Source organism: Aeromonas sp. Y293-4 (genome assembly GCF_027705905.1).
Taxonomy (GTDB): Bacteria; Pseudomonadota; Gammaproteobacteria; order Enterobacterales; family Aeromonadaceae; genus Aeromonas; species Aeromonas veronii.
This window is the reverse complement of sequence record NZ_JAPDCI010000011.1, coordinates 127,115-142,010: the sequence shown is the minus strand read 5'-3', so window position 1 is coordinate 142,010 and position 14,896 is coordinate 127,115. Positions and strand designations below refer to the sequence as shown.

Here is a 14,896-nt window from a genome sequence, read left to right as displayed (position 1 = left end):
TCTAACCTCGGCGCCCCGGCTGCCAAAACAGCGGGGCGCCCACGTCAATTCTCGAACAATAAGAGCGAGCTCTTACTCTTCGTCCAGCTCGATGTTGATACCCAGAGAGCGGATTTCCTTCAGCAATACGTTGAAGGATTCGGGCATGCCCGGCTCCATACGGTGGTCGCCATCCACGATGTTCTTATACATCTTGGTACGGCCATTCACATCGTCAGACTTGACGGTCAGCATTTCCTGCAGGGTATATGCCGCACCGTAAGCCTCCAGGGCCCACACTTCCATCTCACCGAAACGCTGACCACCGAACTGAGCCTTACCACCCAGCGGCTGCTGGGTAACCAGGCTGTAAGAACCGGTAGAACGCGCGTGCATCTTGTCGTCGACCAAGTGGTTCAGCTTGAGCATGTACATGTAACCAACAGTTACTTTACGCTCGAAGCGGTTACCGGTACGGCCATCGAACAGATCAATCTGACCGGATTCCGGCAGATCGGCCAGCTTCAGCAGGGCTTTGATTTCGCGCTCTTTGGCACCATCAAACACTGGAGTAGCAACCGGCAGACCCTTACGCAGGTTACCAACCAGGGTACGTACGTCGTCGTCAGACAGTTCGGCGATGTTCACTTGCTGGGTGTCCTTCTCGCCCAGGTCATAGACCTGTTGCAGGAAATTGCGCATCTCGTGCAGCTCGCGCTGCTCTTTGACCATGCGATCGATCTTCTCGCCGATACCCTTGGCCGCAAGGCCCAGGTGCACTTCGAGGATCTGACCGATGTTCATACGGGATGGTACGCCCAACGGGTTCAGTACGATGTCGACCGGACGGCCGAACTCGTCATGAGGCATATCCTCGACCGGACAGATCTTGGAGATAACACCCTTGTTACCGTGACGGCCCGCCATCTTGTCACCCGGCTGGATGCGACGCTTGACTGCCAGATAAACCTTGACGATTTTCAGTACGCCCGGCGCCAGATCATCACCCTGGATAATCTTGCGACGCTTGTTCTCGAATTTCTTGTCGAACTCGGCTTTCAGCTCAACGTGTTGTTCAGCGATCTGTTCCAGTTCGGTCTGCTTGCCTTCGTCTTCGATGGCCAGTTCAAACCACTTGGAGCGATCGAGCTTGTTCAGACGATCTTCGCTGTAACCGGCGGCCAGCAGCAGGTTGCGGGAGCGGCCGAAAATGCCGTCTTCCAGGATCTTGAACTCTTCGGTCAAGTCCTTCTTCGCTTCCTTCAGCTGCATCTCTTCGATTTCTTTGGCGCGCTTGTCTTTTTCCACGCCATCGCGGGTAAAGACTTGCACGTCAACCACGGTACCGTACACACCGTTCGGTACACGCAGGGAGGAGTCCTTCACATCGGACGCCTTCTCACCGAAGATGGCGCGCAGCAGCTTCTCTTCCGGCGTCAGCTGGGTTTCACCTTTCGGGGTTACCTTACCGACCAGAATGTCGCCGCCCTTCACTTCAGCACCCACGTAGACGATACCGGACTCGTCCAGCTTGGACAGAGCGGCTTCACCCACGTTCGGGATGTCAGCAGTGATCTCTTCCGGACCCAGCTTGGTGTCACGGGAGATACAGGCCAGTTCCTGGATATGGATGGTGGTCAGGCGATCTTCCTGAACAACACGCTCGTTCACCAGGATCGAGTCTTCGAAGTTGTAACCGTTCCACGGCATGAACGCGACGCGCATGTTCTGACCCAGCGCCAGTTCACCCAGATCGGTGGACGGGCCGTCAGCCAGTACGTCGCCAGCCATGACCGGCTCACCCAACATCACGCAAGGACGCTGGTTGATACAGGTGTTCTGGTTGGAACGGGTGTATTTGGTCAGGTTGTAGATGTCGATGCCGGCTTCGCCTGGCATCAGCTCATCTTCATTGACCTTCAGGACGATACGGGAGGCATCGACATAGTCGATTACGCCGCCACGCTTGGCCACTACGGTTACACCGGAGTCAACGGCCACAGCGCGTTCCATACCGGTACCTACAAGCGGCTTGTCAGCACGCAGAGTCGGTACAGCCTGACGTTGCATGTTTGAACCCATCAATGCGCGGTTCGCGTCATCGTGTTCCAGGAACGGGATCAGAGCCGCTGCCACAGATACGATCTGCTGCGGGCTCACGTCCATATACTGGATCTGGTCGGCGTTCATAAAGGTGGATTCACCTTTGTGACGGCACGGGATCAATTCATCTTTCAGACGGCCATCTTCGGTGGTCGCGGCGTTAGCCTGTGCGATCACGTACTTGCCTTCTTCAATAGCAGACAGGTAGTCCACTTCGTCGGTGATCACACCGTCAATGACCTTACGGTACGGGGTCTCGAGGAAACCGTACTCGTTGGTACGAGAGTACACGGACAGAGAGTTGATCAGACCGATGTTCGGACCTTCAGGAGTCTCGATAGGGCACAGACGACCGTAGTGGGTCGGGTGTACGTCTCGGACTTCAAAGCCGGCACGCTCACGAGTCAAACCGCCCGGGCCCAGCGCGGAGATACGACGCTTGTGGGTCACTTCGGAGAGCGGGTTGTTCTGGTCCATAAACTGGGACAGCTGGCTGGAACCAAAGAACTCTTTGACTGCGGCGGAGATCGGCTTGGCATTGATCAGATCCTGCGGCATCAGGGTGTCCAGGTCGCCCAGGGAGAGACGCTCCTTGACCGCACGCTCGACACGCACCAGACCGACGCGGAACTGGTTTTCAGCCATTTCACCGACAGAACGAATACGACGGTTACCCAAGTGGTCGATATCATCCACTTCGTCGTTACCGTTACGGATGTCGATCAGGCGCTTCATCACATCGACGATGTCGTCTTTGGTCAGTACACCAGCGCCAGTCTCGTCTTCACGACCCAGACGGCGGTTGAACTTCATCCGACCTACGGTAGACAGGTCGTAACGCTCGGCGGAGAAGAACAGGTTTTCGAACAGCTGTTCTGCAGCTTCGCGAGTAGGCGGCTCGCCCGGACGCATCATGCGATAGATCTCGACCAGCGCTTCCAAACGGTTGGAGCTGGAGTCGACACGCAGGGTCTCGGACATGTAAGCACCGTGATCCAGTTCGTTGGTGAACAGAACCTCGAAATGCTTGAAGCCGGCTTGGGACAGGTTGGCGATCGCTTCCAGGCTCAGCGCCTGGTTGGCGGTCACGACCATCTCGCCAGTTTGCGGATGTGCGTAGTCCTTGGCAGCAACTTTGCCAACAACATACTCAACCGGTACCTCAATCTGGGTAACGGCATCTTTTTCCAACTGACGGATGTGACGCGCAGTCACACGACGACCGGTCTCAACCACCACGGCGCCATTGGCCACGATGTCAAAGGTCGCAGTTTCACCACGCAGACGCTCCGGCACCAGATCCATCATCAACTTGCCATCTTTTACTTCAAAACCGATGGTCTCGAAGAAGGTGGCCAGGATTTGTTCGGAAGTGAAGTCCAGGGCGCGCAGAATAATGGATGCTGGCAGTTTGCGACGACGGTCGATACGGACAAACAGGTTGTCTTTCGCATCAAACTCGAAGTCCAGCCAGGAGCCACGGTAGGGGATAACGCGAGCGTTATACAGTACCTTACCGGATGAATGAGTTTTGCCTTTATCGTGGTCGAAGAAGACGCCCGGGCTGCGGTGCAGCTGGGAGACGATAACCCGCTCGGTACCATTGATAACAAAGGTGCCGTTCTCGGTCATGAGCGGAATTTCGCCCATGTATACTTCTTGTTCCTTGATGTCTTTGACGGTGCCGGCAGCTGCTTCACGGTCGTACAGAACCATACGAAGCTTGACACGCAGCGGCGCGGAGTAGGTCACTCCACGGATCTGGCATTCTTTTACGTCAAATACCGGCTCACCCAGGCGATAGCTGACATACTGAAGCTCAGCACTACCGGAGTAACTGGTGATCGGGAAAACGCTACGGAAAGCGGCCTCTAGGCCATATTCACCTTCCGGGTCAGCCTCGATGAACTGCTTGAAGGAGTCCAGCTGAATGGACAACAGATAAGGCGTGTCCAGTACCTGGTCTCGCTTACCGAAGTCCTTACGAATGCGTTTTTTTTCGGTATAAGAGTAAACCATAGGGTTCCTCAGCTCGCTGATAAGTGACCCACTCTGTCCCGCGGGACAGCTCTGTCTCAACACCGTTTTGTGTTGGCCCGGACGAAAGAAGACAGTCCGGATTGCTGGTGCACCGAGAGTCGTAAACGGTGTGAAATGCTCTCAGTCTACAGCGCAAAAAGGCTGGTGAACAAAAATTCACCAGCCCTAGCCTGTTTTATCAGGCTAATCTACATAAATGCAGATTATTTGATCTCAACAGAAGCACCGGCAGCTTCCAGCTCTTTCTTCAGAGCTTCAGCTTCGTCCTTGGACACGCCTTCCTTCAGGTTAGCCGGAGCAGCTTCTACCAGATCTTTGGCTTCTTTCAGGCCCAGACCGGTAGCGCCACGAACGGCTTTGATAACGGCAACTTTGTTGGCGCCAGCAGCAGTCAGAACTACGTCGAACTCGGTCTTCTCTTCTACTGCTTCAGCAGCAGCCGGGCCAGCCATTACGGCAGCAGCGGCAGAAACACCGAACTTCTCTTCCATAGCTTCGATCAGCTCAACAACTTCCATTACGGACATGGAAGCAACGGCTTCGATGATTTGGTCTTTAGTGATAGACATGACAAAAATTCCTGATGTTGAATAAACTCAAACAGCCTAGATAGGCGAGAATCAAGCAGCAGCTTGTTTCTGGTCGCGAACAGCAGCGATAGTACGAACCAGCTTGCCAGCAGAGGCTTCTTTCATAGTCGCCATCAACTTCGCAATTGCTTCTTCGTAAGTCGGCAGCGTGGCCAGACGATCAATTTGTGCTGCGGCGATAAACTCACCGTTAAAAGCGCCAGCCTTGATTTCGAACTTTTGGTTCGCTTTGGCAAACTCTTTGAACAGACGAGCAGCAGCGCCCGGGTGTTCGTTAGAGAAAGCAATCAAGGTAGGACCGGTAAATGCGTCGTTCAGGCACTCGTATTCGGTACCTTCTACCGCGCGACGCAGCAGGGTGTTACGCACAACGCGCATGTACACACCGGCTTCACGAGCGGTTTTACGCAGGACGGTCATCTTGTCTACAGTTACACCGCGAGAATCGGCAACAACTGCAGAAAGAGCGCCTTTGGCAGCTTCGTTGACTTCAGCAACAATTGCCTTTTTGTCTTCGAGTCCCAATGCCATTGGCTTAACTCCTGGATTGAATCCGGGTCTATTGACCCAGTACTGACACATCCCCCCTACCTTTACAACAGAGGGGAACGATGCGGTAGCAGGATTCCAGAAGAGAAAGAATCTTTCTCGCTGGGTTTCCGGCACCGTCTACGCAGGAAACATTAAGGCTTTGCAGCCTCCTGCGGTCTTGGACGGAGGTCGAAACCCCCAACCAATCAAGGCGCAAAATTATAGATTAAATTTTGCGCCTTGTAAAACCCATCAATTAGGCCTGAGCTTCCAGAGAAGCTTGGTCTACGGCAACACCGGCACCCATGGTGGTGGAGATGCTGACTTTCTTGATGAATTGACCTTTGGCGGAAGAGGGCTTGCCTTTTTTCAGGGCAACCAGCAGAGCTTCCAAGTTTTCTTTCAGCTGAACTTCGTTGAAAGAAACCTTACCCAGAGTGGTATGGATGATACCATTCTTGTCGTTACGGTAACGAACCTGACCAGCCTTGGCGTTCTTGACAGCTTCGGCAACGTTAGGAGTTACAGTACCAACTTTCGGGTTCGGCATCAGGCCGCGCGGGCCCAGGATTTGACCCAGTTGACCAACAACGCGCATTGCATCCGGGGATGCGATAACTACATCGAAGTTCATCTCGCCTTTCTTAACCAGATCGGCCAGGTCATCCATACCTACCAGGTCAGCACCGGCAGCTTTAGCTGCTTCGGCGTTGGCACCTTGGGTAAATACGGCGACGCGTACATCACGACCGGTACCATGCGGCAGTACAGTAGCACCACGTACGTTCTGGTCAGATTTACGAGCGTCGATACCCAGGTTGACAGCAACGTCAACGCTTTCAACGAACTTGGCGGTAGCCAGTTCTTTCAGCAGGGCAATGGCTTCGTTGATGGAGTACTCTTTGGTACCGTCAACTTTTTCGCGAATAACGCGCATACGCTTGGAAAGTTTAGCCATTGTCTTAATCCTCCACTACCAGACCCATGGAACGAGCGGAGCCTGCGATGCAACGTACTTTTGCATCCAGATCGGCACCAGTCATATCCGGCTCTTTGGTCTTGGCGATTTCTTGCAGCTGGGCAACGGTCACCTTACCAACCTTGTCTTTGTTCGGCTTGGAAGAACCAGACTTGATGCCAGCAGCTTTCTTCAGCAGGAAGGAAGCAGGCGGAGTCTTGGTTTCGAAGGTGAAGGAACGGTCGCTGTAAACGGTGATCACGACCGGAGTCGGTGAACCTTTTTCCAGCTTCTCTGTACGAGCGTTGAACGCCTTACAGAATTCCATGATGTTAACACCGTGTTGACCCAGTGCAGGACCAACGGGAGGAGACGGGTTGGCTGCACCAGCAGCAACCTGCAGCTTGATATAAGCTGTGACTTTCTTAGCCATTAGGAAAATACCTCAAAAATGGGTTCTAGCGCCTCGGAGACTTGCTCCTGCAAACGGCTCCCCAACTAATAAAGGGGCAGCGAATTATAGAGATATTCGCTGCCCCTGACAACCGTTAAACGTACAGAATTCGATCAGCCCTTTTCGACCTGACCAAAATCCAGTTCAACAGGAGTAGAACGACCGAAGATCAGTACAGAGACCTTCACGCGGCTCTTCTCATAATCGACCTCTTCAACGGTACCGTTGAAGTCGGCAAACGGACCATCGGCAACCCGCACCATTTCACCCGGTTCAAACAGGGTTTTCGGACGCGGCTTGTCGTGGGCATCCTGCAGACGGTTCAGGATGGCATCAGCCTCTTTGTCGGAGATCGGTGCCGGACGGTCGGAAGTACCGCCAATGAAGCCCATGACGCGCGGTACGTTACGCACCAGGTGCCATGTGGTTTCATCCATGATCATCTGGACCAGGACATAACCCGGGAAAAACTTGCGCTCACTCTTGCGCTTCTGGCCAGCACGCATCTCGACCACTTCTTCGGTCGGGACCAGTACTTCACCGAACATGTCTTCCATGCCATGCATCTTGATATGTTCACGCAGGGACTTGGCTACACGGCCTTCATAGCCGGAAAAAGCCTGCACGACATACCATCTCATACGTTGTTCACGTTGTTCAGTCATGGCTTATCCTTACACACCGGTAATCAGGTTGACCAACCAGACCAAGGCACCGTCCAGAACGAACAGCAGCAGCCCCATCACGGCGGTCACCGCCAGCACAATCAGGGTTGTCTGAATGGCTTCCTGACGGGTCGGCCATACGACCTTGCGGACTTCCAGGCGAGACTCACGGGCGAATGCCAGTGTTGCCTTTCCCTTGGTGGTTTGCAGGGCTACTGCACCAGCAGCAGCAATGACAACGACCACACCCAGGGCGCGGACGGCAGCGACAACATCGTTGAGCAGGTAATTACCCACTACAGCGGCCGCCAGGATAATGAAAACCAGGCCCCAAAGCAGGGTATCCTTGCTTCCGCCCTGGCTCTCAGAACTAACACTCATACAACCCACCTGTATCTGACGTAACCAAAGACACAAAAGCCCCGTACGAGACGAGGTATATGGCAGGGGCGGCAGGACTCGAACCCGCAACCATCGGTTTTGGAGACCGCTGTTCTACCAATTCGAACTACGCCCCTACACAAGAAAGCCCCTATTATAGGGGCTTTGCTTTATTTATGTAAGCCAAAGATTAAGCGATTACGCTGGCTACAACACCGGCACCTACGGTACGGCCACCTTCACGGATAGCGAAACGCAGGCCGTCGTCCATCGCGATCGGAGCAATCAGGGTAACAACCATTTTGATGTTGTCGCCCGGCATTACCATCTCTACGCCTTCCGGCAGTTCGATGGTACCGGTCACGTCGGTAGTACGGAAGTAGAACTGCGGACGGTAGCCTTTGAAGAACGGGGTATGACGACCACCTTCTTCTTTGGACAGTACGTACACTTCAGATTCGAACTTGGTGTGCGGCTTGATAGAACCCGGCTTGGCCAGTACCTGACCACGCTCTACGTCTTCACGCTTAACACCACGCAGCAGCGCGCCGATGTTCTCGCCTGCACGACCTTCGTCCAGCAGCTTGCGGAACATTTCAACACCGGTACAGGTGGTAGAAACGGTATCTTTGATACCAACGATTTCTACAGTCTCACCTACTTTAACGATACCGCGCTCTACACGACCGGTAACTACAGTACCACGGCCAGCGATAGAGAATACGTCTTCGATAGGCATCAGGAACGGCTGGTCAATCGCGCGCTCCGGCTCCGGGATGTAGGTATCCAGGTGGCCAGCGAGCTCGATGATCTTCTCTTCCCACTGAGCGTCGCCTTCCAGCGCTTTCAGTGCGGAACCACGAACTACCGGCAGGTCATCACCCGGGAAGTCGTACTCGGTCAGCAGTTCACGAACTTCCATCTCAACCAGTTCGAGCAGCTCTTCGTCATCAACCATGTCACACTTGTTCATGAACACGATCATGTACGGGATACCAACCTGACGACCCAGCAGGATGTGCTCACGAGTCTGCGGCATCGGGCCGTCAGTCGCTGCTACTACCAGGATCGCGCCGTCCATCTGGGCAGCACCGGTGATCATGTTTTTAACGTAGTCGGCGTGACCCGGGCAATCTACGTGGGCGTAGTGACGGGTAGCGGTGTCGTATTCTACGTGGGAGGTGTTGATGGTGATACCACGCTCACGCTCTTCCGGTGCCTTGTCGATCTGGTCGAAGGCGAAAGCTTTACCACCGAAGTGCTTGGCCAGCACGTTGGTGATAGCTGCAGTCAGGGTGGTTTTACCGTGGTCAACGTGGCCGATGGTACCCACGTTAACGTGCGGTTTATTACGCTCAAATTTTTCTTTAGACATGATCGTCCCTCTAAACTAACGCTGAGTACGCGGTGGCAAGCTAACCACAGAACAGTTTATATGATGGATTTGAATCTGATGGGAAAGAGAGAGGTACTGATGGCTGGTTCGCTTGCCGAACTCACCCTAGGGTGCGGCTCTGCTAACGCCTGAGCCATATCAGCATCTTGGAGCGGGCAGCGGGAATCGAACCCGCATCATCAGCTTGGAAGGCTGAGGTAATAGCCATTATACGATGCCCGCATTTCTCTAACCCAAAGAACTCAAACCGCAGAGAAATATGGTGGAGGGAGAAGGATTCGAACCTTCGAAGGCAGAGCCGTCAGATTTACAGTCTGATCCCTTTGGCCGCTCGGGAACCCCTCCAGACGCCAGATTGTCACAACGGTAATTCTGCTTGCACCCGTTGTGTTTATCGCTTTTGCACGGCAAATAGACGACAGACAGTCAAGCGTCGCGCATTTTATTGTAAGGTTTTGGGGGATGCAACCATTGAACCCGGCAAAATATGCTTTATTGCTGGGAAGTTTGCAAAAAAGCGGGGGCAAACAAGCCAATCCTGCTGCGTCCCTTGTCGCTCCCCCACCCTTGGTGTATGGTCGCCGTGCCCAAGAAACAGTGATGACACCATGACGACAGAGCATAACCCCTATCTGCAATTCACCCGCGAACAATGGGCGTTATTGCGCGATTCGGTCCCCCTGACCCTGACCGAACACGATCTGCAGACCCTGCGCGGGATCAACGAGAAGGTGTCATTGCGGGAAGTGGAAGAGATCTATCTGCCTCTCTCCCGCCTGCTCAATCTCTATGTCAAAGCCAAACAGCGTCGCAGCCGGGTGCTGGAGCAGTTCCTCGGCCAGTCCCGTGGCAAGGGCACCTATATCATCAGCATTGCCGGCAGTGTGGCGGGGGGCAAAAGCACCACGGCCCGTATTCTGCAGGCCCTGCTGGAGCGCTGGCCGGAACACCCGCGGGTGGAACTGGTCACCACCGACGGCTTCCTCTATCCCAACAAGGTACTGGAAGAGCGCGGCCTGATGCGCCGCAAGGGGTTCCCGGAATCCTACGACATCCGCCATCTGGTGGAGTTTGTCGCCAATATCCGCGCCGGTCACGAGAAGGTCGAAGCGCCGGTTTACTCCCACCTTATCTACGACATCATTCCCGATGAGAAGAAGGTGGTGGAGCAGCCGGACATTCTGATCCTGGAAGGGCTCAATGTGCTGCAAAGCGGCATGGATTACCCTCAGGAGCCCCATCGGGTCTTCGTGTCGGACTTCGTCGACTTCTCCATCTATGTGGATGCCGATGCCGAACTGCTGCGTACCTGGTATATCGAACGCTTCCTGAAATTCCGCAGCGGCGCCTTCTCGGATCCCGACTCCTACTTCCATAACTACGCCAAACTGGCGGAGAGTGAGGCGACCCAGATCGCGAGCAACATCTGGCAAGATATCAACTATCTGAATTTGCAAGAGAATATCCTGCCAACACGTGAGCGTGCCAACCTGATCATGACCAAGGGCCATGAGCACGCCATCGAGCAGATCAAGCTGCGCAAATGATGACGTCGGTTGCCGGATAACGAAGAGGGGGCCCGCGGGCCCCCTCTTCTTGTTTGGTATCATGAGCGGCCTTACTGACCCTCAGTCGCCCCGGCGCAGGGAGAGTTCGCCCCCCAGATAGAATTTGATCCCTTCACCTGTCTCCAGTCGCAGGGCGCCGCGATCGTCGATGCCACGGGCGATGCCGCGGATCTCCTGATCCCCCATCAACAAGCGCACCGGGCGACCGGCAAAGTGATCGAGCCGGTTCCAGTCATCGACAAAGCTTGCCAGCCCCTGTTGCTCAAAGGTGTGCAGCGCCCGCTGCAGATGGACGATCATCCGGGCCGCCAACTGATTACGATCGACCAGTTCCGGATTGATGTGACGCAGCTCAGCCCAGGCCTGATCGATCTTCTCACCTTCGCGGGCAGGCATCGCCAGATTGAGACCGATGCCGATCACCAGATGACAGCTGGCCCCGGCGCTACCGCTCATCTCTACCAGAATGCCCGCCAGCTTGCGGCCCTGATAGTAGAGGTCGTTCGGCCACTTGAGCTCGACCCCCTGATAACCAAGGGACTCCAGCGCTTCAACCACTGCCACGCCGACCGCCAGACTCAGCCCCATGGCCGCCGCCATGCCTTGTTCGAGTCGCCAGTACATGCTGAGGATCAGCTGGCAACCGAACGGCGAAATCCAGGGTTTGCCACGACGACCGCGCCCGGCTGTCTGACACTCGGCCAGACAGCTCTCACCGGAGCGCAGCTCATTAACCCGATCCAGCAGGTATTGGTTGGTCGAGCCAATGACCGGAAAACAGTGCACCGGCGCCATCGGGGCCAGTGCCTGCAGCTGCGCCTCGTCATAGAGCGCCATCGGCACCGCCAGCCGGTAACCCTTGCCGGTCAGGCTAAAGAGATCCAGCCCCAGCTCCTTGAGCGCCGCCATGTGTTTGCTCACCGCCGCCCGGCTGATGCCGAGCTGCTCGCCCAGCTGTTCGCCGGAGTGAAACTGGCCGTCACTAAGCAGGGTGATCAGGGTCTGTCTGATGGGAGTCAACGTCATGAGAGCACCTCGTCGAGCCAGGTTTCACCGTGCGCACCCATAAAACGCACCTCGTGCTCCAGCACCACGCCAAACGTCTGCTCCACGCTGTCACGGACATGAGCCGCCAGCGCGATCAGCTCCATGGCACTGGCGCCCCCCAGATTGACCAGCACCAGCGCCTGCTCCTGATGAACAGCGGCACGGCCAATGGCAAAACCTTTCAAACCGCACTGATCGATGAGCCAGCCCGCCGCCAGCTTGGCCTGCCCTTCTCCGGCCGGATAGCAGGGCATCTGCGGGTAGCGCGCCTTGAGCGACTCCGCCAGCGCGGCAGGCACCACCGGATTTTTGAAGAAGCTGCCCGCATTGCCGAGCACCGCAGGATCCGGCAGTTTGGCCATGCGGGTGGCACAGACGGTATCGAAGATGGCCTGCGCCGAAGGCGCGTCACCGAGCGCCGCCAGCGGGCCATAGCCCAGCACCGGTTGCCACGCCTTGGGCAGTTTGAGCCCGACTGCAGTGATCAGGTGGGAATCCTGATACTCGTGCTTGAAGATGCTGTCGCGATAACCGAAACGGCACTCTGCCGCCGCGATCCGTTCAATCTCGCCACTCTGCCAGTTGAACGCCTCGACATAGGCGCAGAAGTCGGCCAGCTCAACGCCATACGCACCGATGTTCTGCACCGGCGCTGCACCGACCGTACCGGGAATGAGCGCCAGATTCTCCAGCCCGAACCAGCCCTGTTGCAAGGTATGGCGCACCAGCTGATGCCAATCTTCACCGGCCGCCACATGGAGCAACCAGTGATCGCCACCATCTTCAGCGGTAATCCCCTTGAGCCGGTTGAGCACCACCAGACCGAGAAAATCGGTGGTGAAGAGCATGTTGCTGCCGCCGCCCAGATTGAGGCGAGGCAACTGGTTGAGCTGCGGATCGGCACGCAGGGTTGCCAGATCGGCAACCTGCTCTACCTCGGCCAGCCAGAGGCAGTACGCATCGAGGGCAAGGGTGTTGAGCTTCAACAAGGAGGCGTTGGCATTCAGTTTCATCGGTCTATCCCGGCTTGGTGCAAGGGCGCAGTCTACCTCAAGTTACCCCATGACGAAAAACCCGAGCCCTTTTCGGGGGAATAGCAGTGGTTTAGAGTAGGCGACTTCAACTGCTGAGGAATAACTCATGAACAACCAGTTTGCCGTCATCGGCCTGGGCCTGTTTGGCAGCGCGCTGTGCGAAGAGCTGCAACGGCAAGATGCCGAAGTACTGGCCATCGATATCGACGAGAGCAAGACCCGGCAAATCGCCGCCCTCTGCAATCACGTCATCGTGGCCGACGCCACCGACGAGGCCACCGTGGCCGAGCTGGGACTGGCCAATTTCGATATCGTCTTCGTTGCCATCGGTGACAACCTGGAGACCAGCATCCTCACCACCCTCGTCTTGAAAGAGGCAGGCGTGAAGAAGGTGTGGGTCAAGGCGCGCGACAAGTTCCACGCCAAGATCCTGCAGAAAGTGGGCGCCGACAAGGTGATCAACCCGGAGTGGGACATGGGCCGCCGGGTCGCCCAGAGCATGCTGGACAACCGGTTGTTCGACTATCTGGAGCTGGGTCACGACATGGTGCTGACCGAGTTCGTGATTGGCCTGCAACAGAACGGCCGGGAACTGGGAGACTTCCACCTGCTGCAACAGAGCGATTTCCAGCTGCTCGCCATCAAGCGTGGTGATGTGCTGCACAACGTGCTGACCGGCAAGATGGAGCTGCAACTGGGCGACATCCTGATCCTGGCGGGCAACAAGCACGCCATCGACCACTGGCTCGAAACCCTATGATCAACTGGCGCAGCAGCTACGCCTTCGCCCTCCATCGGGAGCAGGACTCTCGCTGGAGCGAAGCCCGGCTGATCCTCGGCAGCTTTCTGATCATTCTGCTGATTGGCACCATCTTTCTGGTGCAACCCTCCAGCCACAATGGCGAGGTCACCTTCGTCAACGCCCTGTTTACCGCCACCTCGGCCATCAGCGTGACAGGTCTTGGCGTGGTGGATACCGGCACCGCCTTCACCCTGCAGGGGCAGATTTTCCTGCTGATGCTGATGGAGATCGGCGGTCTGGGCCAGATGACCATGACCCTGCTGCTGATCGCCATCTTCAGCAAGCGGGTCGGTCTGCGCCAACAGGTGCTGGCCAAGGAGGCGCTGGGACAGGAAGGCTCGGTCAACATCATCCAGCTGGTCAAACGGATCGTGCTGTTCGCCTTTATTGCCCAGCTGATCGGCACCGGCATCATGGCGATCCGCTGGGTGCCCGAGATGGGGTGGGTGCACGGCCTCTATGTCAGCTTCTTCCACGCGGTATCAGCCTTCAACAACGCCGGGTTTTCGCTCTTTGCCAACAACCTCATCGACTATAGGGACGACCCCATCATCAGCCTGACCATCGCCGGTCTGCTGATCCTGGGGGGGATCGGCTTTACCGTCATCGTCGATCTGGTGCGCAACCGCCGCTGGCGCAAGCTGAAGCTGCACAGCAAGCTGATGTTGCTGATGACCCCGGCGCTGCTGCTGGCCGGTACCTTGATGTTCTGGCTGCTGGAACACAACAACCCGGGCACCCTCGGCAAGGCCGGCCTCGGTGGCCAGCTGCTGGCTGCCTTCTTCCAGTCTGCCAGTGCCCGTACCGCCGGTTTCAATACCATAGATATCGGGCTGATGACCCCGGCGGCGTTGCTGTTTCTGATGATGCTGATGTTTATCGGTGCCGGTGCCACCTCGACCGGTGGCGGTATCAAAGTCACCACTTTCGCGGTTGTGCTGCTGGCGACCAAGGCGTTTCTGACCAAACGACCTCATGTCACCGCTTTTGGCCGCACCCTGTCGCCCCAGATCGTGACACGCTCGCTGGCCATCATCATCGTCAGCACCATGGTGCTGATGCTGGCGATGTTCCTGCTGATGGTGACCGAGGATCTGCCGTTCGACAAAATCATGTTCGAGACCATCTCGGCGTTTGCCACCGTCGGCCTCTCCACCGGCATCACCGCCTCCCTGAGCGAGCCGGGCAAGCTGATCCTGGTGCTGGTGATGATCTGCGGCCGTCTCGGCCCCCTGACCCTGGCCTTTATGCTGGCCCGCCCGGTCGAGACCCGCATCCGTTATCCGGAAGAGAACGTCTATACCGGCTGACCGGTTATGAAAACGGGGCAGCCACTGGCTGCCCCGTT

Annotated in this window: 13 protein-coding genes and 3 tRNA genes; 3 read left to right on the top strand and 13 right to left on the bottom strand. The window is 56.3% G+C overall.

Annotation, left to right across the window (positions count from 1 at the left end; translation table 11 throughout):
- Positions 1-72 precede the first annotated feature (72 nt).
- The 11 genes from rpoB to OKC31_RS13840 form a co-directional block, all read right to left on the bottom strand.
- Positions 73-4,101: a DNA-directed RNA polymerase subunit beta gene (gene rpoB / locus OKC31_RS13890; RefSeq protein ID WP_005339897.1), complete on the bottom strand. Its 4,029-nt coding sequence runs from the start codon at positions 4,099-4,101 to the stop codon at positions 73-75.
- 224 nt (positions 4,102-4,325) lie between these two features.
- On the bottom strand, positions 4,326-4,691 hold the full coding sequence (gene rplL, locus OKC31_RS13885) for a 50S ribosomal protein L7/L12 (RefSeq protein ID WP_005306304.1): 366 nt from the start codon (positions 4,689-4,691) through the stop codon (positions 4,326-4,328).
- A gap of 51 nt (positions 4,692-4,742) precedes the next feature.
- Positions 4,743-5,243 (bottom strand): 50S ribosomal protein L10, encoded by a 501-nt coding sequence (rplJ, locus tag OKC31_RS13880; RefSeq protein WP_005339895.1) that lies wholly within the window; start codon positions 5,241-5,243, stop codon positions 4,743-4,745.
- Between the two features lie 256 nt (positions 5,244-5,499).
- Positions 5,500-6,201, bottom strand: a complete 702-nt coding sequence (gene rplA, locus OKC31_RS13875; protein WP_005339888.1) for a 50S ribosomal protein L1 — start codon at positions 6,199-6,201, stop codon at positions 5,500-5,502.
- A 4-nt stretch (positions 6,202-6,205) separates the two neighbouring features.
- Positions 6,206-6,634 carry a 50S ribosomal protein L11 gene (rplK, locus tag OKC31_RS13870; protein ID WP_005339887.1) on the bottom strand — a complete coding sequence of 143 codons (429 nt, stop codon included), beginning with the start codon at positions 6,632-6,634 and terminating at the stop codon, positions 6,206-6,208.
- A gap of 134 nt (positions 6,635-6,768) precedes the next feature.
- Positions 6,769-7,320 carry a transcription termination/antitermination protein NusG gene (gene nusG, locus OKC31_RS13865; RefSeq protein ID WP_005306318.1) on the bottom strand — a complete coding sequence of 184 codons (552 nt, stop codon included), beginning with the start codon at positions 7,318-7,320 and terminating at the stop codon, positions 6,769-6,771.
- 9 nt (positions 7,321-7,329) lie between these two features.
- A complete protein-coding gene (gene secE, locus OKC31_RS13860) occupies positions 7,330-7,701 on the bottom strand; it encodes a preprotein translocase subunit SecE (protein ID WP_005306322.1) in 372 nt (123 codons plus the stop codon).
- A gap of 60 nt (positions 7,702-7,761) precedes the next feature.
- Positions 7,762-7,838: transfer RNA gene (locus OKC31_RS13855), tRNA-Trp, on the bottom strand.
- A 53-nt stretch (positions 7,839-7,891) separates the two neighbouring features.
- A complete protein-coding gene (tuf, locus tag OKC31_RS13850) occupies positions 7,892-9,076 on the bottom strand; it encodes an elongation factor Tu (RefSeq protein WP_005339879.1) in 1,185 nt (394 codons plus the stop codon).
- Positions 9,077-9,244: 168 nt separating this feature from the next.
- Positions 9,245-9,319: transfer RNA gene (locus OKC31_RS13845), tRNA-Gly, on the bottom strand.
- A 38-nt stretch (positions 9,320-9,357) separates the two neighbouring features.
- A tRNA-Tyr gene (locus OKC31_RS13840) sits at positions 9,358-9,442 on the bottom strand.
- 263 nt (positions 9,443-9,705) lie between these two features.
- Between OKC31_RS13840 and coaA the strand changes: the two genes are divergently transcribed.
- Positions 9,706-10,644 carry a type I pantothenate kinase gene (gene coaA / locus OKC31_RS13835; protein WP_005339877.1) on the top strand — a complete coding sequence of 313 codons (939 nt, stop codon included), beginning with the start codon at positions 9,706-9,708 and terminating at the stop codon, positions 10,642-10,644.
- A gap of 81 nt (positions 10,645-10,725) precedes the next feature.
- Here coaA and birA read toward each other — a convergent pair whose 3' ends face one another.
- Positions 10,726-11,691: a bifunctional biotin--[acetyl-CoA-carboxylase] ligase/biotin operon repressor BirA gene (birA, locus tag OKC31_RS13830; protein ID WP_247823808.1), complete on the bottom strand. Its 966-nt coding sequence runs from the start codon at positions 11,689-11,691 to the stop codon at positions 10,726-10,728.
- Positions 11,688-12,725: a UDP-N-acetylmuramate dehydrogenase gene (gene murB, locus OKC31_RS13825; RefSeq protein WP_247823807.1), complete on the bottom strand. Its 1,038-nt coding sequence runs from the start codon at positions 12,723-12,725 to the stop codon at positions 11,688-11,690. The genes birA and murB overlap by 4 nt, the downstream gene beginning before the upstream one ends.
- 127 nt (positions 12,726-12,852) lie before the next feature.
- On the opposite strand from murB, the gene OKC31_RS13820 reads away from it, so the two are divergent.
- Positions 12,853-13,506 (top strand): potassium channel family protein, encoded by a 654-nt coding sequence (locus OKC31_RS13820; RefSeq protein ID WP_005339863.1) that lies wholly within the window; start codon positions 12,853-12,855, stop codon positions 13,504-13,506.
- A complete protein-coding gene (locus tag OKC31_RS13815; RefSeq protein WP_247823806.1) occupies positions 13,503-14,858 on the top strand; it encodes a TrkH family potassium uptake protein in 1,356 nt (451 codons plus the stop codon). Before OKC31_RS13820 ends, OKC31_RS13815 begins: the two co-directional genes overlap by 4 nt.
- Positions 14,859-14,896 lie beyond the last annotated feature (38 nt).